Origin of the sequence: Xanthomonas sp. LMG 12462 (assembly GCF_009192885.1) — a bacterium.
GTDB classification, from domain to species: domain Bacteria; phylum Pseudomonadota; class Gammaproteobacteria; order Xanthomonadales; family Xanthomonadaceae; genus Xanthomonas_A; species Xanthomonas_A sontii.
The window spans coordinates 1-24,098 of the sequence record NZ_NMPP01000040.1 but is presented as its reverse complement, the minus strand read 5'-3'; the positions used below and the strand labels follow the sequence as shown (position 1 = coordinate 24,098).

Genomic DNA, 24,098 nt, shown 5'->3' with positions numbered 1-24,098 from the left:
CATCCATCGAGGCGACCCGGAGAAGCCCACGCGCGAGCGCGATGCCGCATGTCCATGCGACGATCCGTGTTCGTCACCGGATCATAACCGCACATCGGCACGTGGGAATGGCAGAAAGTCACGGCTGCGCTCACGTCGACTGCGCCGGCGCGAATGCCTGCGCACAGGCCAGCAGGCGCTCGGCCAGTTCGTGCACATGCGATGCCGACAGCATCGACAGATGGCCGCCTGCGACCTCGCGCAGTTCCACGTTCGCGGAGACGCAGCGCCCGTAATGACGGCGCAATGCCTGCTCGCCGATCCCGACGATCTGCCCCTCGCGTGCGAGCAATGCCGTGACCGGCCCGTGGTACATCCCCTGCGGCTGATAAGTGCGATAGAACGCCAGTTGCGTGCGGAACAATGCCGCGGCAGCCTCCAGCGCGTCCCGGTCGACGTCGGTGTCAACGGCTTGCGCATCACCGCACACCGTGCCCTCCCCGGCATCAGTCGCCAGTACCTGCGCATGGCTGCGTGGCGATGGCCCCCTCACCCCCTCCGTCGACGCCGATGCCTGCAGTGGATCCGCCGCGTCGAACCGCGCCCGCTGCTTGGACGGCAGATGGATGCCGCTGTCGACCAACAACAGGTGCACCGGCTCCCCGCTGCGTTCCAACACGCACGCCATCTCGAACGCCACCGCACCGCCGAACGAGTGACCTGCCAGCAGATACGGGCCATTTGGCGCGAGCGCACGCAGCGCCTGCAGATGATGGGCAACGGTCTGCGCCATCGTCGACGGGATCGCCGCGTCCTCCTGCACGGGATCCAGCACGCGCATCGCCAGCCGCCCGCGCAATGCACCCGCAAGACCCTGGTACGACGCGGCGGTCATGCCCGCTGCCGGAATCCAGTACAAGGTCGGCATGTCCGAACCGACATGCAGTTGCGAGCGCGCCATTACCGTGTCGGCAGGCCGCACGGCACCGTCGTCGATGTAGCGCGCCAGTTCGGACAAGGACGGATACTGGAACAGGTCGCGTACATTCAGCGACACCGCGAAGCGCGCCGCCACACGCGCGACCAGCCGGATGGCGAGGATGGAATGCCCGCCGAGATCGAAGAAGCCTGCGCTGGCGCTGATGGCCGTGGCGTCCAACTCCAGCAACTCGGCCCACAGGCCGCACAGGGCGATCTCGGTCGGTGTCGCCGGCGCGATGTACTCGGCACCGACGAAGGCCTCCGGCGGCGGCAGTGCCGCCCGATCCAGCTTGCCGCTGGGCGAGATCGGCAGCGACTGCAACACCACGAACGCCGACGGCACCATGTAGTCGGGCAGGCGTTGCCTGAGCGCACTGCGCAAGGCGGTGGACAGCGCGCCTGGATCCATCAGGTCCGCCTCCTGTGCCGGAACCACGTAGGCGACCAACCGTTTGTCGCCGCCATCGGCTGCAGCGCGCAAGACCACCACGGCTCGGGAAACGGGCGTTTCGGCCGAGAGCGCCGCCTCGATCTCGCCCAGTTCGATCCGGAAGCCGCGCAACTTGACCTGCTCGTCGGTGCGACCGAGGAATTCCAGTTCACCGTTGGCCAGCCATCGCACCAGGTCTCCCGTCCGATACAGGCGCTGCGGGTGCGGCCCCGCACCAGCCTCCACGACGAAGCGCTGCGCGGTCAGGTCGGGCGCGTGCAGATAGCCACGGGCCAATCCGACGCCACCGAGGCGCAACTCGCCGGCCACGCCGGTAGGGGCCAGGCTACCGTGCGCATTCGTCACGTAGGCGGAGCAATTGGGCAGTGGCAGTCCCAATGTCACCGGCACGCCGGCCGTCACCTCGCCGCTGGTCGCAACCACCGTGTTCTCGGAGGGGCCATAGGCGTTGATCACCCTGCACTTGCGCGCCCATCGCCAGGCCAGGGCGTCGTCGCAGGCCTCACCGCCGACCGTCAGCACCCGCAAGGCGTAGTCGCGCTCGCTGTCCACGTGCGCCAGCATCGCCGGCGGTATCAAGGCATGGGTGATCTGCGCGGCGACCAGATAGTCCGAAAGTGCATCGGCGGAAAGGCGTACTTCCTGGGGACAGACCCATAGCGTCGCGCCGTGCGCCAATGCCAGCAGCCAGTCCCAGGTGGAGGCATCGAAGTTGAGCGAAGAGAACTGCAGCACGCGGCAATCGGGCGTGATTGCGAAGCGTTGCTGCTGCGCCATGGCGAGGTTGGCCAGGCCGCGGTGTTCGAGCATCACGCCCTTCGGTTCGCCTGTGGACCCGGAGGTATAGATCACGTAGGCCAACGACGCCTCGCTCAGCCCCACCGCGTCCGGTGCCGGATCCGTGTCCGGCTGTCCGGCCAGCAACATCGAGCGGAACTCCGGATCGAGCGGCAACACGGCGACCTCGCCCAGCATCGGCAGGGATTCCAGGACCGCGCTCTGGGTCAGCACCAGGTCGACCGCCGAGTCCTGCAGCATCCTGCGCAGCCGTGCCTCCGGGTAGCTCGGATCCAGCGGAAGATAGGCGCCCCCGGCCTTGAGGATGCCCATCAGGCCGACGATCATGTCCAGCGACCGCTCCATGCACAAGCCGACCAGCCGATCCGCGCGCACGCCGCGCTCGCGCAACAGGTGCGCCACCCTGTTGGCTTCGGCATTGAGCTGCGCATAGCTGAGCTGCTCGCCTTCGTAGACCAGCGCCACGGCATCGGGCGTTCGCTGCGCCCACGCTTCGAACAGCCGGTGCGCCAGCACTTCGTGCAGCGACACTGCGCTGGGGGCCTGCATCCGCTGCGCAGCCACCTCGGCCGACACGATCGGCAAGGCGTGTACCGGCGCTTCCGGGTCGTGCACCGCACCGGCCAGCAACAGCTCGAAACTGTCGGCCATGCGCGCGATCGTGGCGCGGTCGAACAGGTGCGTGGCGTAGACCCAGCGCAGATGCAAGCCGGCGTCGGATTCGGTCATGTGCACTTCGATGTCGTACCGTGCCAGCTGCGTCCCGGCCTGCAGGCGCTCGATGTCCAGGCCCGGCAGCACCAGCTCCTGCTGTTCGTGGTTGTGGAACGTGAAACTGATCTGGTACAGCGGCGTATGGCTGAGGGTACGTTCGGGACGCAATGCCTCGACCAGCATCTCGAACGGCAGGTCCTGGTTGGCGAAAGCGTCCAGCGCCCTGGCGCGGCTGCGGCGCAGCATCTCGACGAAACTCGGATCGCCGGAGAGATCCGATCGCAACACGAGCGTATTGACGAAGAATCCGATCAGCGGCTCCAACTGCCGCTGGGTGCGCCCGGCCACCGGACTGCCGATGACGACATCGGTTTCGTTGCTCCAGCGCCCGATCACCACCGCCAGCGCGGCATGCAAGGCCATGAACAGACTGGCTTCGTGCTGCAGCGCCAGCCGCTTGAGCGGCTGCACGATCGCTGCGCCGACCTGCCGCGGAAGCACGCCCCCGTCGAAACGCTGCCGCGCCGGCCGCGGCCGGTCCAGCGGCAAGGCGTGGACAGCTGGCAGATCGGCCAGTGCGTGCTGCCAGTAGCGCAGTTGGGCCTGCAGCACGGGCGCCTGTGCTTCGGCGCGTTGCCAGCACGCGTAGTCGGCATACTGCAGCGACAGCACAGGCAGCTCGGGGGCCACGCCGTCGCGGAATGCGCGGTACAGCTGGGCGAATTCCTTGCCCAGCACATTCATCGACCAGCCATCGGACGCAATGTGGTGGGTCGCGAACAGCAAGGCGTGTTCGTCCGCATCCAGTGCCACCACCGTGCAACGCAGCATCAGGTCGGCCGACAGGTCGAAGGCCCGGCTCGCATCGGCACGCACGATCGCATCCAGCCGCTCCCGTTGTGCCGTTGCCGGCAGTCCGACGAGATCGTGCACCTCGATGATCGGCGAGCGCGGCGGCTGCACCATCTGCGCCGCCACGCCCTGCTCGGTGGCGAACGTGGTGCGCAACGCTTCGTGTCGCGCGACCAGCGTATCCAGCGCGTATTGCAGCGCGGCCATGTCCAGTCCGCCGCGCAGCAGGACGCCGAAACGCATGTTGTACTGCGCGCTGCCGCCTTCCAGCTGGTCGATGAACCAAAGCCGCTGCTGCGAAAACGACAGCGGCAGCACGCGATCGCGCGGCACCGGCACCACGTGCATCTGCCGGCCGACCTGGGCAGCGTCCAGGTGACGGGCGAACTCCACGATGGTGGGCCGCTCGAACACCGCGCGGATCGGAACCTCGCGCCCGAAGGCCTCGGCGACGTGGCTGACCACCTGCGTCGCCAGCAGCGAATGGCCACCGATCTCGAAGAAGTTGGCGGTGGCGCTGATGGTCTCCTGCTTCAGCACCCGTTGCCAGATCGCGGCCACGCGACGCTGGGTGTCGCCCTCGGGCGCGACGTGCTGTTGCTCTGCCAGATAGTCTGGAGCGGGCAAGCGCGCTCGGTCCACCTTGCCGTTGCGGTTCAGCGGCAGCGCGTCGAGGAAGACGAAGGCCGCGGGCACCATGTAGTCCGGCAGGCCCGCACGTAGATGACTGCGCAGCATCGCCGCATCCAGGCCGGCCGCGCGTACCACATAGGCCACGAGCCGCGCTTCGCCGCCCTCCTCGCGCACCACCACCGCCGCTTCGGCCACTGCATCGTGCTGACGCAGACGCGAGGCGATCTCGCCAGGCTCGATGCGGAAGCCGCGGACCTTGACCTGGTCGTCGGCGCGGCCGAGGAACTGCAACTGGCCATCGGCCCGCCACCGCACCAGATCCCCGGTGCGGTACAGCCGCATCGCCTGCCCCGGCAGCGTCACGAACCGCTCCGCGGTCAGCCCAGGCGCTCCCAGATAGCCACGCGCCAGCCCTGCCCCGCCCAGGTACAGTTCCCCGCTCACCCCGATCGGCTGCTGCTGGCCCGCCGCATTGAGCACCCGCAGCGCCACGTTCGGCAGCGCCCGGCCCAGCGTCATCGCCTCGCCATCCACCACCTGCGCGTGCGTGGCCGCCACCGTCGCCTCGGTCGGACCATACGAGTTCACCACCCGGCACCGCCGCGACCATGCCCACGCCAGCGCGTCGTCGCAGCGCTCGCCGGCCACGATCAGCAGTTCCAGCGCATAGTCGCGCGCCAGCGGCAGCTGCTGCAGCAACGCCGGCGGGATCGCCGCATGCGTGATCCGCGACGCCGTCAGCCGCTCCGCCAGCAGCTCCACCGAGCGGCGCTCGTCCTCGTGACACAGGTGCAGGCTCGCACCGCTGGCCAAGGCCATCAGCCATTCGAACACCGCCCCGTCGAACGAAGCCGACGCGAAGCCCAGCACCCGGCTGCGCGCCGTCAGCCCCAGCGCCTGCTGTTGGTATGCGGCCAGGTTGATCAGGCCGCGATGTTCCAGCAGCACGCCCTTGGGCGTACCGGTCGAGCCGGAGGTGAAGATCGCATAGGCCAGCCGATCCGGCGTCACCCCCACCTCCGCCACCGGCAGATCGCTGTCCGGCTGGCCGGACAGCAGCAGCGCTCGCAGCGGCGCATCCAGCGGCAGCACGGTGTACTCGGCCAGGAACGGCAGCGCTTCCAGCACTGCCTGCTGCGACAGCACGTGCGCCACGCCCGCCTCGCCCAGCATCGCCTGCAGCCGCTCGTGCGGATAGGTCGGGTCCAGCGGCAGGTAGCCGGCACCGGCCTTGAGGATGCCGAGTACGCCGATCGCCAGGTCCAGCGAGCGCTCCACGCACAGGCCCACCAGCTGATCCGGGCCTACGCCCTGCGCGCGCAGGTAGTGCGCCACCCGGTTGGCCGCCGCGTTGAGCGTGCCGTAGTCCAGGTGATCTTCGCCGAAGGCCACCGCCAGCGCCTTGGGCCGGGCCCGCGCATGGGCTTCCACCAGTTCGTGCGCGCACAGCGCCGGCAGCGGTGCCGGCCGCGGCGCCGACCACTGCGCCAGCGTCCGCGCCTCGTCCTCGGGCAGCAGCGGCAGCGACAGCACCGGCACCTGCGGGTCGCGCGCCACCGCCGACAGCAGCACCAGAAAGCTGTCGGCCAGGCGCTCGATGGTGCTGGCGTCGAACAGACTGGAGGCGTAGGTCCAACGGAAATGCAAGCCGTCCGGACTCTCGGTGACATTCAGATGCACGTCGACGTCGATGCTGGGCTCCATGGCACCGAACGCCCGGGCCTCGACGCCGGGCAGCGCGAGCGTCGATTGCGCGTGGTTCTGCAGCGCGATCACCAGTTGGTAAAGCGGCGCATGGCTGGGATGGCGCTCGGGTTGCAAGGTCTCGACCAGGGCGTCGAAGGACGTCTGCTGATGCGCGAACGCCTCCACGACCGTCTCGCGGCTGCGCTCCAGCAGCGTGTCGAAACTCGGCGCATCGGACAGGTCGGTGCGCAACACCAGGCTGTTGACGAAGAATCCGATCAACGGTTCCACTTCGCTGCGCACGCGTCCGGCGATGGGCGTCCCCACCACCACATCGGCGTCCCCGCTCCAGCGACTCACGAGGACTGCGAAGGCGGCATGCAGCAGCATGAAGAGCGTCGCATGCTGTGCCTGGGCGATGCTCAGCAACTGGGCCTGTACGTCGCCGGCGAGGTGTCGCGTGACCCTGGCGGCACGGTAGTCCTGGCGCATCGGGCGCGCGCGGTCCAGCGGCAATGCGTGGACCAGCGGTATCCCGTCGAGTTGCTGCCTCCAGTAGCGCAGGTCGCGCTCGGCCGCCTCGATCTGCTGCGGCGATGCCTGCCAGGCCGCGTAATCGGCGTACTGGATGGGCAGTGCCGGCAACGCTGCGCTCCGGTGTTCCACGGCGGCTGCGTACAGCGCACTGAACTCACGGACCAGGATACCTTTGGACCATCCATCCGAGGCGATGTGATGGGTGGTGAAGAGCAGTACGTGGTCATCGTCGCCCAAGGCCAGCAAGGTACAACGCAGCATCAGGTCCGCGGACAGATCGAATGGCGCGCGGGCTTCTTCACGACACAGCCGGCGGACGGCAGCGTCCTGCGCGTGCCGGTCGAGGGCGGACAGGTCGACCTGGGCAATGCCGACCTGCGGCGCGTCGAGGACCCATTGCAGTACCTGACCATCGCGCTCGCGATACACGGTGCGCAGGATCTCGTGGCGTTGCACGAGGCCATTGAGCGCGGCGCCCAGGGCGGTGACGTCGAGGTGGCCCGACAGCCGCAGCACCGTGGGCAGGTTGTAGTGCGCACCGCCGTCCTCGAGCCGGTCGACGAACCATAGCCGCCGCTGCGCCGCAGACAGCGGCACCCCGCCATCGCGCGAGACCGCCGCAATCGCCGCGTGGTCCGCATCGGCGAGCCCATCGACATGCCGCGCCAGTTCGGCAAGCGTCGGCAGTTGGAACACGGCCCGGACCGGAACGGCCTTGCCGGTCCGGGCGGTGATGGCGCTGGCCATGCGTGTGGCGAGCAGGGAGTGGCCGCCGATGGCAAAGAAGTCATCGTCCCCGCCGATCGGCGATGTCCCCAACAGCTCGGACCAGATCGCCGCGATCAGCGCCTCGGTCGCGGTGGACGGCGGCACGTGCGCCGCCGCATCGCGTTCGGGTTCGGGAAGCGCACGGCGATCGACCTTGCCGTTGGCCGTCAGCGGAAACTGCGGCATGCATACGTAGGCAAGCGGCTGCATGTACTCCGGCAACCATGCGCGCAACTCGGCTCGCAGCGTGGCGACCAGCTCCGGATCGGTGTCATCGACCGGCACCACGTAGGCCACCAGGCGCGCGTCGTCCCCGCTTCCCCTGCACTGCACCACCGCATCCTTCACCATGCCGCTGCGCAACAGGCGCGATTCGATCTCGCCGAGCTCGATCCTGAAGCCGCGGACCTTCACCTGATAATCCAACCGGCCCAGGCATTCGACGCGCCCATCCGGCAAGACCCTGGCAAGATCGCCGGTGAGGTAGAGCACGGCACCGAAAGCGGCGCCACAGCGGTGACCGACGAATTTCTCGGCCGTCAGCTGCGGACGCGCCAGGTAGCCCAGCGCCAGGTTGGCGCCCGCCACACAGAGCTCGCCCGGGACGCCCGCCGGCAGCGGACGCAGGTGATCGTCCAGCACCAGCAACGCACTGTTGTCGATCGGACGTCCGATCGGGACCGGATCGGCCTGCACGCCGCGTTCGACGATGTGGTAACTGACGTCGGACATGGTCTCGGTGGAACCGTACAGGTTGCACAGCACCACGCAGGGCAGTGTCGCGTGGATCCGCGCTGCGGTCTGCGGCTTCAGCGGCTCGCCGCTGACGAACCAGTGACGCAGGCCCGCCAGCCACTGCGCGGCATCGGGCAGCTCGACCAGCGCCAGCGCCAGCGACGGCGCGGTGACGACGCGGGTCACGCCCTGTGCGTGCAGCAGGCGGGCGAAGTCGAGCAGGTCGGCCACGGTCTCTGCGTCGACGATCAGCACCGGGCAACCGGCGGCCAGCGGCACCGCCAGCTCCCACGCGGCGCGAACGAATGCCGTGCTGGTGATCAGACAGCTGACTTCGTCGGACGCGAAGGGGAACTGCCGATGCATCCACGAAACGCGGTTGCACAACGCCCGGTGGCTGCCGAGCACGCCCTTGGGAAGCCCGGTGGAACCGGAGGTATACAGCAGGTGGACCGCATCGGCATGGCCGACGTCGGAGGCCGGCCGTGGCAGCGGCTCCGCGTCCACGATGGCGTCCACGCACATGGCTGGCACGGCTGCCGTCAGCCGTAGCGTCAGCGCCGTGGTCGTCAATACCAGACGCGCCTTGCCGTCGGCCAGCATGTAGTCGATACGCGCTGCCGGCAGTTCCGTGGCGATCGGCAGATGGACCGCGCCGGCATGCATGCTTGCCAGGACGGCCACCACGTAATCGATCCCGCGGTCGGCGAAGATGCCGACGATGTCGCCCTTGCCCACGCCAGCGGCAGCGAGAGCCGCGGCCAGCCTCCTGACCCTGGCATCCAGTTCGGCGCGGTCGAGCACCTGCTGCCCATGCCGCAGCGCGACGGCCGCCGGATCGGACGCGGCCAGCGCCGCGATCCGCTGGTGCACGCAATCGGCGTCCAGCGCGACGGGGACGGGCGCGCAGGCGTCCAGCACCAGCCGTTGCGCCGTCTCGTCCAGCAATGCGAAGTCGGCGATCGGCGCGTCAGGAGCGGCGATCGCCTGCAGCAGCAGGTGGCGGAACGCGTCCCCGAACCGGACCAGGCTTGCCTGCGCGAACAACGAGCGACGGCCGGACCACTTGAACAGCAGGCGCTCGCCCACGCACCGCACGTACAGGGTCAGGTCGGCCTTGGCCAACGAGTCGGATGCCTGCCCGCCGAGCGCACTGGCGTCCAGCCCGTCAGGCGCAGCTGCCGCCTCCTGTGCCGGCTCGAAGACATTGAGCAAGACCTGCACCAGCGGGTTGTGGCTGAGACTGCGCACCGGTTTCAGCTCGTCGACCAGCAACTCGAACGGAATGTCCTGGTTGGCGTAGGCCTCCACGGCGGCAGTGCGGCACTGAGCCAACAATGCATCGAAGCGCAGGTCCGCATCCAGTTCGGTCCGCAGGACCAGCGTGTTGACGAAGAAGCCGATCAGCCCTTCCAGATCCGGATGTACCCGCCCTGCCACCGGAATGCCGACCACCACATCGCGTTCTCGACTCAGGCGCCCCATCCACAGGGCGAACACCGCGTGCATCAACACGAACAGGGTGATGCCACGCTCCTGGCAGAATGCGCGCACGCGCGCCAGATCGGGCGCATCAAGGGCTTGCTGACAGGCGACGCCCGCAAAATCCTGTTGCGCCGGCCGTGGGAAATCCAGCGGCAAGGCATGCAGTGCCGGCAGATCGGCCAGACGCCTGCGCCAGTAGTCCAGCTGCGGCTGCAGGATGCCGCCATGCAGCCGTTGGCGCTGCCAGGCGGCGTAATCGGCGTATTGCACGGGCAATGCCTCGAGCGACGGCACCTCCCCCTTGGCGAACGCGGTGTAGAAGGCCAGCAGTTCGCGGGCCAGGATGCCGTTGGACCAGCCGTCCGAGGCGATGTGGTGCAGGGTCAGCAACAGCACCGCCTGCCGATCCTGCAAGCGGATCAAGGTGCAGCGCAGCACCGGTCCATTGGCCAGGTCGAACGGCCGCCTGGCCTCATCGCGCTTGAGCGCCTGTACGCGCGGGTCGTGCTCCTCGACGGCGACGCGTCGCAGATCGTGCATGGCGATCGGCAATCGCGATGGCGCAGCGACCACCTGCATGGGCACACCGTCGCGCGCGCGATAGTGGGTACGCAACACTTCATGGCGCTCCACCAGCGCGTCCAGCGCCTGCTGCAGGGCGTCCACGTCGAGCGCTCCATCCAGGCGCATTGCACTGGGCATGTTGAACTGCGGGCTGCCGCCCTCGAGCAGATCGACGAACCACAGACTCTGCTGGGCAAAGGACAGCGGCAACGGCGCGCTGCGGTCGGCCGTGCCGATCCGGTGCGCGGCGGCGACCGGTAGCGCATCCACCGCTGCGGCCAGTTCGCGCAGGGTGGCGTGTTCGAACACGGCGCGAACCGGCAGCGTCCTGCCGAAGCGGCGGCCGATTTCGCCCACCAGGCGCGTGGCGAGCAGCGAATGCCCGCCGCTGGCGAAGAAATGATCGTCGCGCCCGATCTGCTCGCGCTTGAGCAATTGCGCCCACAGGCCCGCCAGCCGCAGTTCGGTCGGTGTCTGCGGCGCGGCGCCGGCCGGACCAGCCTCGGCCTGCGGCAACGGCAAGGCGCGCTTGTCCACCTTGCCGTTGCCGGTCAACGGCAACGCCTCAAGCACCATCAGGCTGGCCGGCACCATGTACGTCGGCAGGACGGTCGCCAGCCGGGCGAGGACGTCGCGGAGATCCAGCGATGCCGCTGCCGCTTCCAGATAGCCCACCAGGCGCGCCTGCTCGGCATCGCCGACCACACGGACCGCGGCACGCCGCACACCGGCGCAGGCGGCCAGTTGCAGTTCGATTTCGGCCGGCTCGATGCGGAAACCACGCAACTTGATCTGCTCGTCGACGCGGCCCAGGAACTCCAGTTGGCCGTCGCCGCGCCAGCGCACGCGGTCGCCGCTGCGGTAGACAAGTTGTCCGGGCCGGAATGGATCGGCGACAAACCGCTCGGCGGTAAGCGCTGCCTGTCCCAGATAGCCGCGCGCGACGCCTGCGCCACCGATGTAGAGTTCGCCCGGCACGCCGATCGGCGTGGGATGCAGCGCCGGGTCCAGCACGTACAACTGGGTGTTGTGCATGGGCCGGCCGATCGGCATGCCGTCGGTCGTGTCAGGCAGCGGGAAGTCGACCGCGTGCAGGCTGCAGCCCACGACCGTTTCGGTCGGGCCGTAGTGGTTGTACAGACGGGCAGCCGGAAAACGCGCGTGCACGTCCTGCGCCAGCGCCATCGGCAGCACCTCACCACCGATCACGAACACATGCCGCTGCGGAAGGGCGATCGTGCCCAGCAGGGCCAGCACGCCATGCAGATGCGAGGGAGTCAGCCGCAACAGGCTGTCCGGGCATGCCGGCTCCGCCAGGCGCGCCGCCAGCGCGGCGAGGTCGTCCTCTGCCACAAGCTCCACGGTACCGCCGACCAGCAACGGCACGAACAATCCCGGCAAGGTCAGGTCGAACGCTGGTGATGTCGCCACCAGGGAACCGCGCAGGCCGGCATCGTAGTAGCTTTCGCGTGCGAAGGCGCAGTAATCGTCGAGATTGCGGTGTGCGACCTCCACGCCTTTCGGCGCACCGGTGGAGCCGGAGGTATACAGCACGTAGGCGCTGTCGTCGGCGCCAACCGCGACCGGCGGCGCCTGGTCGGGGTAGTCGGCGAACCATGCGTGGCCATCGGCCAGGTCGTCGACCAGGATGGTATCCACGCCGGCCAGCAGTAACGGATGGGCGCCATCGTGCAGGACCAGGCCCACGGCAGCGGCGTCGACGATGCCGCGCAAACGCTGCAGGCCCTGGCCGGGATCCAGCGGCACGTAGGCGGCGCCCGCCTTCATCACCGCAAGCAGGGCCACCGGCAGGCCGAGCGAACGGCCCATGTGCACGCCGACACGATCGCCAGGTCCGATCCCCTGCTCGATCAACGCATGCGCGAGCCGGTTCGACTGTCGCACGAGGGCTGCGTAGGTGAGCGTGTCGCCTGCGCAGCGGACCGCCACCGCACCGGCATTGGCAAGCGCACAGGCCGCAACCCCGGCCAGCACGCTGCCCTGGCGCCACTTGGCGCTGTCGGCGCCGCGTCCCAGGGCGATGGCGGCCTGCGCGCCCGCCTCGTCCAACAGGCCGAGACGCGAGAGCGGCATCTCCGGGTTGGCGCACATGCGCTGCAGCAGCCGTGCATACGCCTGCGCCAGACGGTCGATGCTTTCGGCATCGAACAGTTCCTGCTTGAAGCTCCAGGCAAGATAGAGGCCGTCCTCGCGCTCGGTCGCGGTCAGGTCCAGATCGAAGTGCACGCGTTCGCCCCCCTGCCCGACCGGCTGCAAGGCGAGGCCGGGGATTTCCAGCAGATGCTCCTCGTGGTTCTGCAGCACGAACTTGATCTGGCACAACGGGTTGTAGGCCAGGCTGCGCTCGGGGCGCAGCATTTCGACCAGCAGGTCGAACGGCACGTCCTGATGGCTGAACGCGCCAAGCGCCACATCGCGGCCGTGCGCGAGCAGCGTCTGCGCACTCATCGCCGCGTCCAGCGCGAAACGACACGCCAGGGTATTGTTGAAGCAGCCGATGAGCCGAGCCGTCTCCGGCGCTGCGCGTCCGGCGGTGGGAGTGGCGATCAGCACGTCGGGCTCGCCGCTCCAACGCGCCAACAGGTAGGCCAGGGCCGACTGCAGGGCCATGAACAGCGTCGCACCCTCGCCCGCAGCGAGGGCCTTGATCGCCTCCAGCTGCGGCCGGGCCAAGCGCTGGGTGTGGCGCGCCGCAGCGAAACGCTGGCGGGCGGGCCGTGGCCGGTCCAGCGGCAGCGCATGCACCTGCGGGGCGTCCTGCAGCCGCTGCCGCCAGTACTCCAGCGCGGCATCCAGGCGCCCGTCTGCACGCGCGGCATGCTGGGCGACGGCGACATCGCCATATTGCACGGGCAACGGCGCCCACTGCGGCGCGGCGCCACGCCGGAACGCCAGATAGCCGTCCAGGAACTCGCGGACCAGCACGGCCATGGACCAACCGTCGGCGGCGATATGATGCACCGTGAACAACACCACGTGCTCGGCCTCGCCCAGCCTGAGCAGCGTGCAGCGCAGCGGCGGATCGCGCTCCAGATCGAAGGGCGTGGCCGCTTCCGCGACGGCCAGCTGCTGGACCTGTTGCTCGCGTCGCGCCTGCGGCTGCGCGGACAGGTCGTGCACCGCGAGCGCAACGCCATGCGGTGCCTGCACGACCTGCACGGGTTCCTGCCCACGTAGCACGTAGGTGGTGCGCAACACTTCGTGGCGGGCGACGATGGCATCCAGCGTCGCCTGCAACGCCTGCACATCCAGCTCACCGATGGCGCGGAACGCCGCGGGCAGGTTGTATTCGGCGCTGCCGCTACCCAGTTGATCGAGGAACCACAGCCGCCGTTGCGAGAACGAGAGCGGGTAGTCGCTGGCGCCTGCGTTCCTGCGGATGCCCGGCGTCTGCGGCGCGGCTGCCGGCTGCGCCAGGTAATCCAGGATTTCCGCCTTGTGCCGTGTGAGCTGTTCGCGCAGCGCGGCCGTCAGCCCACCCTCGGCGCCGCCCACCAGCAAGCGACCATCCTTGGCGGCGAGACGGATGCCCGCCTCGCTGCATGCCTGCAGCACGTCTAGAAACGTCATAGCTCGATCAACTCCTCAGGGTTGCTGTTGCTTACATCCAAGGCAAGGGCATCGTGCAATCGGCGGCGCTGCAGGCACGCATCCACGTGGGCGGCGAGTGCGCGCACGCTGGTCCGTTCGAACACGTCTCGAATCGAGATGTCCAGATCGAACAGGCTGCGCACCTCGCCGATCATGCGGACCGCCAGCAGCGAGTGGCCGCCCAGCGCGAAGAAGCTCGCCGTCACGTCCACTGCATCGCGCTTCAGCAAGGTCTGCCACAACTCGGCGATCACGCGCTCGGTCGGCGTCGCCGCGTCCGTGCCGCCTTGCGCTGTCTGCAGCTCCGGCAACGCCGCCCGGTCCAGCTTGCCGTTGGCGTTCAGCGGCAAACGCGCCATCACCACGAAGGCAGCGGGCAGCATGTAGCTGGGGAGCGCGTCGGCGAGCGCCGCGCGCAGGCGGTCTGCGACGGCAGCATGACCTGCCGGGTCGCCTGCGTCCTGCATGGCCAGGTAGGCGACCAGCACACTGTCCTCGGCGTCGCCGCGAACGACCACGACGGCATCGTCCACGCCCGCCTGGCGGCGCAACTGGGCCTCGATCTCGCCCAGCTCGATGCGCAGCCCGCGCAGCTTCACCTGATGGTCGAGCCGCCCGAGGAATTCCAGGCTCCCGTCGGGCAGCCAGCGGGCGAGATCGCCGGTACGGTACAACCGCGCCCCGGGCAACCCGTCGACGCTGTCGGCGATGAAGCGCTCGCGGGTCAGCTCCGGCTTGTTGCAGTAGCCGCGCGCCAGGCCGACGCCGCCGATGCACAGCTCGCCGGGCACACCGAGCACCTGTAGCGCACCCGACGCGTCGAGCACGTGCAACCGCAGGTTCTGGATCGGGCGGCCGATGGGCACGGTGGCACCTGTGTCCCCCGGCCTGCACTCCCATGCCGAGACGTCGATCGCGGCTTCCGTGGGACCGTAGAGGTTGTGCAGGCGCGCCTGAGTTCCCGTGGCGAAGAAGCGCTGGGCCAGCTCGACGCTCAGCGCTTCACCGCTGCACAGCACCTGGCGCACGCTGCGGCAACTGGCCCAGTCCTCCATCGCCAACAGCACCGACAGCATCGATGGCACGAAATGCAGTGTAGTGATCCCGTGGCGCCGGATGGCGTCGCAGACCGCCGCTGGATCCTGGTGCGCGCCAGGCGCCAGGATGGACAGGCGAGCGCCCGCCAGCAGCGGCCACAGGAACTCCCATACCGACACGTCGAAACTGAACGGCGTCTTTTGCAGCACGCGGTCGTCGGGGCCGAGCGGATACGCCTTCTGCATCCAGTCCAGCCGATTGACCAATGCCTCGTGCTCGTTGAGCACGCACTTCGGCTCCCCAGTGGAGCCGGAGGTATAGATGGCGTACGCCAGATTGCGTGCGCCAAGCCCGCGTTCGCGCGCCTCCGGATTGCGCACCGGCATCTCGGCCAGCGACGCCAGGGTCGGTTCCGCATCCAGCGCCAGCACGGTCGCGCCTTCATCGAGCAGCGGCCGTTCCAGGTCGCCGGTGGTCACCACGATGCGGGCGCCGGAGTCGCGCACCATGTACGCGGTACGCGCCGGCGGATGTTCCGGATCGAGCGGCAGATACGCTCCCCCGGCCTTCAGCACCGCCAGGATCGCGACCACCAGATCAATCGAACGGTGCATGCGCAGCCCGACCCGGTCGTCGGGCGCCACACCCAGGCCGATCAGTGCGTGCGCGAGCTGGTTGGCACGCATGTTCAACGCTGCGTAGGTCAGTGTGGTATCGCTGGCCTCCAAGGCCACCGCGTCCGGCGTGAGCGCCGCCTGCACCTCGAACAGCGTGTGCACGCAGGTCTCGCGCGGGAACGGCGCGTCCGTCTCGTTCCACACCGCAAACTGGGCGCGCTCGGCATCGGTCGGCAGATCGAACCTGCAGTCGGCCGCGCGTTCGGGCAGGGACATCTGGTCGAGGACCCGCGCCAGGTGCTCGGCGGTGCGCCGCACCGCCATATCGCAGAAGCGGTCGCCGCGATAGCCGAACTTCACCCGCAGCGTGCGTCCGAGTCCGGCGGTGAGGGTCAACGCAAAGCTGGTCGCTTCGCTGTTGCCCGGCCGTTCGATTTCCAGCGTGGTGCTCGCGGACGTGCCGGCATCGTCGGCCAGGGCATCCATCGGGTAGTTCTCGAACACCAGCAGACTGTCGAACAAGGCGGTACCCGCGCGTACCCCGGACTGCCGCTGGATCTCGCTCAGGGCCAGATAGCCGTACTCGCTCCCCTGCTGGAAATCCGCATGCAGGGCGGAAAGCGCCGCGGCAAGACCGCTGTCGTTGCCGAACGACACCTTCACCGGGATGCTGTTGATGAACAGGCCGACCATGTCCTCGATGCCCGCCACCTGTCCGGCGCGGCCGGAAATGGTGGCGCCGAACACGACGTCTGCCTCACCGCTGTAGCGGTGCAGCAGATACGCCCAGGCCCACTGCAGCAAGGTGTTGACCGTGGTCCGGTGAGCCTGGGCGAAGGCGAGCAGCACCTGGGTCTGCGCTTCGGACAGCTCCAGCCAGTGCTCGCGCTGCCCGGCCAGCGGGACGGGAGGACGGGCCATCGGCAACGGCGTCGGCGCAGTGACGTGCTGCAACAGGCGCCGCCAGTACTCCCGCGCGGCCGCGGCATCGCGCGCCTGCAGCCAGGCGATGTAGTGCTCGTAGGGCGGGACGGCCGGTAGCTGTGGCGCGCGCACCTCCAGGGCGGCGCGATACAGCTCGATCACGTCGCGGTAGACCAGCGGCAGGCACCAGCCGTCCAGCAGGATGTGGTGCAACGACCACAATAGTTGGTAGCGCTGCGCCCCCAGGTGGAACACGGCCACGCGCATCAACGGCGGCTGGGCGAAGTCGAAGCCACGCTGCCGATCCTGCTGGCGGAACGCCTCGAAACGCCGCGCCTGTTCGGCATCGTCGAAAACGGACCAGTCCTCTTCCTGCCACTCCAGCGGCGCCTGCTCCAGCACCAACTGCTGCAAGTCTGCAGCATCGCCGACGAAGGCGGTACGGAACACGTCGTGCCGCGCCACCACCGCATGCCATGCCTGGCGGAATGCCGCAAGATCCAGGTCGCCGCGCAGGACCGGGTAGTTCTGGATGACGTAGGCCGACCGGTCGAGCAGGGTCTCGTACAACAGACCCGCCTGCATCGGCGTGGCCGGATACAGCCGTTGCAGCCGCGGATAACGGTGCTGCCAGCGATCCAGCTCGGCCTGACCGACCCGCGCCAGCGGGAAGTCGGACGGGGTGAAGCCGGCACCGTGCGCGTGTCGGCAGTGCGCCACGATCTCGCGCAACGCCCCCTCGATGGCATCGGCCAGGGCCCGCATGCTGGCCGCTTCGTAGCGATCGCTGCCGTAGGACAGCGTGAACTGCAGTTGTCCGGCGAACGTCTTGCCGCTGAGCGACAACAAGGCCGCGCGTTGACGACGCAGGCTCGTTTGCGGGCCGATCGACTCCGGCGCCGGCTGAAACGCGGTGTCATCGTTCAACACCTGGTCGAACTGACCCAGATAGTTGAACAGCAGGCCGTCGTGTTCATCGTGCGCGGCGGCGATGAGGTCCGGATCGCGAAGCAGGTAGCGCAGCACACCGTAGCCGATGCCGCGGCGCGGCACGCTGCGGTACTGCTCCTTGACCGCCTTGATCACATCGCCCAGCGCTTGGCCGTCGCTGCTCAGGCGCAGCGGATACAGGCTGGTGAACCAGCCCACGGTCTGGGTCAGGTCCATGTCCTCGTCCAGCGCCTCGCGGCCGTGCCCTTCCAGACGGATGCGCAACGCGGTCTGGCCGCACCAGCGGCGCACGCCGAGATACACCGCAGCCAGCAGCAACTCGTTGATCTGGGTCCGGTAGGCCGCATGGCACTGCTGCTGCAGCGCCCGGGTCTCCTCGGGCGACAGGCCGAACCCGATCAGGCGCGTACTGGCGTTGCTTCCTGCGCCGACGCCTGGCCGATCGACCGGCAGCCCTGGCACTGCCGCAGCGGCAGCCCAGTAGGCCTTTTCCTGCAGCAGCGCCGGATCGCACGCATATGCTTCCAGCGTCTGCCCCCAGCGCTGGAAGGAGGCGCTCTTGCGCCCGAGCTGTATGGACTGGCCACGCTGGATCTGGCTGTAGGCCAATTGCAGGTCATCCAGCAGGATCCGCCAGGACACACCGTCCACGACGATGTGGTGCACGGCAAGCAACAGGCGACCGCCATCGCCGGTCCAAGACGGGAAATACACCGCACGCAACAGCGGGCCGTCGGCGAGGTCGAAGCGGCGTTGCCAATCCGCGCATCGCGCGGAGACCTGGGCCGCCCAGGTCGAGTCCGACCCTTCCAGCCGCTCCAGCGCCCGGCTTTCCAGCACCATGTCCGGATGCAGCGGAACATGCCGCGCCTGCCAGCCGTCGGCGTCCTCGGTGAAGCGAAGCCGCAGCGCGTCGTGGCGTGCATACAGCGCGGCAAGCACCGCGTCCAGCGTCTGCAGATCGAAATCCGGCGGCGTGGTCAACAACACCGCCTGGTTGAAATGATGCCGGTCGACCGCCTCGCCCTCCAGGAACATGCGCTGCACCGGCAGCAACGGCATCTCGCCCTGCACCTCGTCCTGCGGCGCCAGCGCCTCCTCGGCACAGGCCGCGACCGTCGCCAGTTCCGCGACCGTCTGGTTCTCGAACAGCTGCCGCGTGCTCATGCGGATACCGGCCTGGTTGGCCCGCGACACCACCTGGATCGACAGGATCGAATCGCCACCGATCTCGAAGAAATTGTCGTGCACGCCAACCTGGTCGACTCGCAGTACCTGTTGCCACAGTTCGGCAAGCCGCGCTTCCAGTTCGGTGCGCGGCGCGAAGTAGGCCTGCTGCAGTTGATAGTCGGGTACCGGCAGCTGCCGCTTGTCGACCTTGCCGTTGCGGGTGAGCGGCAGTTCCTCCATGCAGACGAAGGCGGACGGCACCATGTACTCCGGCATGCGCTGCTTCAGATAGCGGCGAAGCTCCTTGGAGAACAACGACTCGTTGACCTGTTCGTCGGCCAGCGTCCGCACCACGTAGGCCACCAGTCGGGTCGCATCCTGATCGCGGCGGGCCACCACGACCGCTTCACGCACGGCGTCGTGCGACAGCAGGCGGGTCTCGATTTCGCCGAGCTCGATGCGGAAGCCACGCAGCTTGACCTGGTCGTCGGCACGCCCGACGAACTGCACGTTGCCGTCCGCGCTTTGCCGGACCAGGTCGCCAGTGCGGTACAGGCGAGCGCCATCGGTCACCGCGAAAGGATCCTCAAGGAAACGCTCGGCATCGAGTTGCGGCCGCGCATGGTAGCCGCGGCCGACGCCATCGCCACCGAGGTAGAGCTCGCCCACCGCGCCGTACGGCACGGGCCGTCGCTGGGTATCCAGCACGTACAGCGTCGTACCGGAAATCGGCGTCCCGATGGGGTAGGTATCGAAACGACGTTCCACGATCTCGAACGCGGTACTGAAGGTGGTGTTTTCGGTCGGCCCGTAGACATGCACCAGGTGTCGCGGCTTGCCCGCCGCCAGCACGCGGCCAACCGCTTCCACGTCCACGCCTTCGCCACCGAACAGCAGCGTATCGAGCGCAGCGAAGCCGCCTGGCGCAACCAGCGACATCTGGTTGAAGATGGCCGTGGTCACGAACAGCGTCGCCACCCTGGCCTCGTGCAGGGTGGTGGCCAATGCCGCCGGATTGAGCAGGGTGTCCTTGCCGATGCCATGCAGGTGCATGCCGTTGGCCAGCGCTCCCCATATCTCGAAAGTCGCCGCATCGAAGGAGCTGTTGGACGCTTGCGCCATCACCTCGCCTTCGGCCAGGACGACGTAGTTCGGCCGATGCACCAGCCGCACCACGTTGCGGTGTTCGATCAGTGTCCCCTTCGGCGTACCGGTGGAACCGGAGGTATAGATGGCATAGGCCAGCGATTGCGCGCCGGCCGCCGGTACCGGATCGGTCTGCGCGCAATCGCCGAGCAGGGCCTCCCGCAATGTGGCGTCCAGCGGCAGCACGAGGCGCTCGTCGAACACGTCCAGTGCATGCAGCAGGTCGCTGGAGGTCAAGACGATCTCGGCACCCGAATCCTCCAGCATGAAGCGCAGGCGATCTTCGGGATAATCCGGATCCAGCGGCAGGTAGGCGGCACCGGCCTTGAGGATGCCGAGCATGCCGATCAGCATCTCCACGGAACGTTCGATGCACAGGCCGACCAGCGTATCGACCGCGACGCCGCGCTGGCGCAGGAAGTGCGCGACCCGGTTCGCCTCACGATTCAGTTCGCCATAGGTGATGGCCTGCTCGCCGAATGTCGCGGCCACGGCCTGCGGATGGGCATGGGCGCGCGCCTCCACCAGCGCGTGCAGCGTGGCATCGCGCGGATAGTCGGCCGGGACGGCATTCCACAGCGCTCGGTCCCGATGCTCGGCATCGCCGAGTGGGTCGATCCGGTGCACGGGCTGGTCCACCAGCGCAGGCATGCGCTGCAGCACCTGGGCGAAATGACCCAGCAGGCGGTCGATCGTCGCATCGGCGAAGACTTCGGCCGGGTACGCGCACTGCAAGTGGATGCGGCTGCGCACACCGATGTTGAACGCAAGCCGGTAGCCGGTCTGCTCGCGGCGTCCGGTCGCCTCCACCTGCAGCCCGGCATCCAGCGAACGTGCCTGCATCGCCGCCTCGATCGGATAATTGCCGATCACCATCAGGCTGTCGAACAGCGCCGTGCCCGGCGCGATGCCCGATTGCCGCTGGATGTCGGCCAGCGACAGATAGCCGAAGGCATTGGCGCGTTCGAAGCGTTGCTGCAGATCCGCCAGCATCGTGCCGACGCTGTGCGGTTCGGCGAAGGACATGCGGACCGGCACGCTGTTGATGAACAAGCCGACCATCGACTCGATGCCATCGATCTCCGCCGGACGGCCGGAAATCGTGGCACCGAACACCACCTCGTCCTCGCCGCTGTAGCGGTGCAGCAGATAGCCCCAAGCCAGTTGCAGCACCGTGTTCAAGGTGACCCGTTGCCCGCGCGCGAAGGCCGAGAGGCGCTCGCTGGTGGCGGCATCGAGGGTCAGGCTGCGTTCGCGCTGACCGAAGCCGCCATCGCTGGGCAGCTTGTCGATGGCCAGCGGTGTCGGCGCCTCGATCGTGGCCAGTTGCGACTGCCAGAACGCCAGTGCCGCGTCGCGGTCCTGCCGCGACAGCCAGTCGACATAGGCCTCGTAGCGCGGCGCCGGCGGCAATTGCACCGAGGTCCCCTGCAGGCCGGCGGTATAGACCTGCATCACCTCCTTGTAGAGGATCGGCAGCGACCAGCCGTCGGACAGCATGTGATGGTGCGTCCACAGCAGGCGATAGCGCTCCTCGCCAAGACGGAACAACGCAATACGCAGCAAGGGGGCACATGCGACATCGAAACCGCGGGCACGATCCTGTTGCCGGTAGCGCTCGAACTGCGCTTCCTGCGCCTGTGCGTCCAACTCGCGCCAGTCCTCCTCGTGCCAGGGCAGCGCGGCGGAGGCGCCGACCAGTTGCAACAGCCGCTCGCCGACCTCCACGAAGGCCGTGCGAAACACCTCGTGGCGGTCCAGCAGGGACTGCCAGGCGGCGCGGAAGCGTGGCGCATCCAGCGCGCCGCGCAGGATCGGGAAGGTCTGGGTGATGTAGGCTTCCGGATCCAGTCGGGTATGGAACAGCAGCCCCTGCTGCATCGGCGTGGCCGGATACAGCGCGACCATGTCCGGGAATGCGGCTTGCAGCGCATCGAGCGGTTCTTGCGAGAGCTGGGCCAGCGGCACATCCGACGGCGTCAGCGCAGGCCGCTCGCATTGCGCGCAGTGACCGGCGACCGCGTGAAATGCCGATTCGAGTGCGGCGACGATCGCCGATGCGGTCTCGGCGTCGTAGCGGTCGCGGCTGTACTCCAGGGTGAAGCGCAGTTGCCCGGCGGCCGCCACGCCTTTCAGTGTCAGCGCATGGCGGCGCAATCGGTGCGGCCCGATGCTGTGTCCGGCAGACTCGGGCGCAGCGCGGAAAGGGCCGGCCTGCTCCGCCGCATGATCGGACTGCCCGAGATAGTTGAAGGTCAGCGCGATCGGCTGCCCCTCTTCGGCCGCACGCAACTCCGGATCGGCGGTCAGTTCACGCAACACCGCATAACCGAGGCCCTGCGCCGGAACGGCACGGTACTGCTCCTTGACGGCCTTGATGGTGCTGGCGACGTCGTCGGCGTCGCTCCACAGCAGCAGCGGGTACAACGTGGTGAACCAGCCGACGGTCTGGCTGGTATCCAGTTCGTCCGGCAAGCCGCCGCGCCCGTGTCCTTCCAGCCCGAGGCGCAAGCCGGCATGCCCGCTCCAGCGGCGCATGCCCAACAAGACGCCCGCCAGCAACAGTTCGTTCACCTGCGTGCGATAGGCGCGGTTGCCATGCTGCAGCAGGATCCGGCTCACCGCATCGGGCAACGCGAAGCCGACGTGAGCCGCGCTGCAGACGGGGCCGTGGTCGGTGCCCGCACGGTCCACCGGCAATGGCGGCAACGTCCTGCGCGCCTGCGCCAGCCAATAGCTGCGCTCGGCGGCAAGCGCATGGCTGCCGGCATGCGCGTGCACCGCCTGTGCCCATTGCTGCAGCGATACCGTCTTCGGCGGCAACACGATTTCCTCGCCGGCAGCGGCCTGGGCGTGGGCGCTGCCCAGGTCGGCCAGAAGGATTCGCCAGGAAACGCCGTCCACGACCAGGTGATGCGCGACCAGCAACAGGCGCGCCTGGGCATCGTTATGCAGATACACCGCGCGCAGCAACGGTCCGCGGTCCAGTTCGAACGCGCCCTGCCAGTGATCGCAGCGCTCGCTCACCGCCCGCGCGAACGCCAGGGGTTCGTCCGGCAACCGCTCGATGACGCAGGCCGCCTCCAGCGTGGCGTCGTCCAGTGGCGCGTGTTCCGCCAGCCACTGCCCCTCCTGCAGGCGAAAGCGCAGGCGCAGCGCGTCATGGCGCCGATACAACGCCGCCACCATGCGATGCAGGTCGATCGGGTCCAGCGCCGCAGGCGCCTCCAGCAGCAATGCCTGGTTGTAATGGTGAGGATCCCGGTCGTTCGCTTCCAGGAACGCCCGTTGGATCGGCAACAGCGGCAACGCACCCTGCACCTCCGCCTGCGTCGCCAGCATTCCTGTCCCCTCCTTGGCGTGGTCCGCGTGCCGTGCGAGCTGGGCGATGGTCTGCGACTGGAACAATTGCCGGGTGCTGATGCCGATGCCGGCCTGGTTCGCGCGTGCCACGATCTGGATCGACAGGATCGAGTCGCCGCCGATCTCGAAGAAGTTCGCCTCGGTGCTGATCCGCTCCTGGCCCAGCACCGCTTCCCAGATCTGCGCCAGCGCCTGCTCGGTCGGCGTGCGCGGGGCGCTGTAGGCCGCTTCGCGCACCTGTGCCTGCGGCAGCGCCGCCCGGTCCAGCTTGCCGTTGGCCGTCAGCGGCAGCGCCGCCAGCACCACGTACGCCGTCGGCTGCATGTAGCCCGGCAGCACCTGGCTCAGCGCCTGCTGCAGGGACTGCGTCCAGGATGCTTCCGCGTCTTCCAGCTCCAGCGGCGTCGCCGGCACCACGTAGGCCACCAGCCGCGCCTGCGCGCCCTCCCCGCTCACCACCACCGCCGCCTCGCGCACCGTCGCCTGCGCCCGCAGCTGGCTCTCGATCTCCCCCAGCTCGATCCGGTACCCGCGCAGCTTCACCTGCGCATCCAGCCGCCCCAGGTACTCCAGCGTCCCGTCGTTGCGCCAGCGCACCCGATCGCCGCTGCGGTACACCCGCTCCCCGGCCACCCATGGACTCGGCAGGAACCGCTGCGCCGTCAGCGCCGGTTGGCCGTGGTAACCACGCCCCACGCCCGCACCGCCGATGTACAGTTCCCCTGCCACGCCGATCGGCTGCACCTGCCCGTCCTCGGCCAGCACATGGCACTGCACGTTCGCCAACGCCCGCCCGATCACCGGCACCGGACCCTGCACCAGGCTCCATGTCGTATCCACGCAGCACTCGGTCGGCCCATACACGTTGATCGCCAGCCGCCCGCGCTGCTGCTGCCACCCCACCAGCCGCTGCCACAGCGAGGCCCCGATCGCCTCACCGCCGATCACCAGATGCGGCAGGCAGTCCTCCAGCCCCGCCCCCAGCCACGCCTCCAGCAGCGACGGCGTGCAGTCGATCAGGTCCACCCGCTGCCCTTCCAGCACCGACCGCAGCACAACCCGTCTCCTCTACACATCTCACGCGGCCGCCTATA

The 24,098-nt window shown here is 68.6% G+C and carries 2 protein-coding genes; both read right to left on the bottom strand.

Annotation, left to right across the window (positions count from 1 at the left end; translation table 11 throughout):
- Positions 1–130: 130 nt before the first annotated feature.
- Positions 131–13,774, bottom strand: a complete 13,644-nt coding sequence (locus CEK69_RS10620; RefSeq protein ID WP_152245473.1) for a non-ribosomal peptide synthetase — start codon at positions 13,772–13,774, stop codon at positions 131–133.
- Entirely contained in the window at positions 13,771–24,060 is a 10,290-nt protein-coding gene (locus CEK69_RS10615) for a non-ribosomal peptide synthetase (protein WP_152245471.1), read from the bottom strand. Before CEK69_RS10615 ends, CEK69_RS10620 begins: the two co-directional genes overlap by 4 nt.
- Between the last annotated feature and the right edge of the window lie 38 nt (positions 24,061–24,098).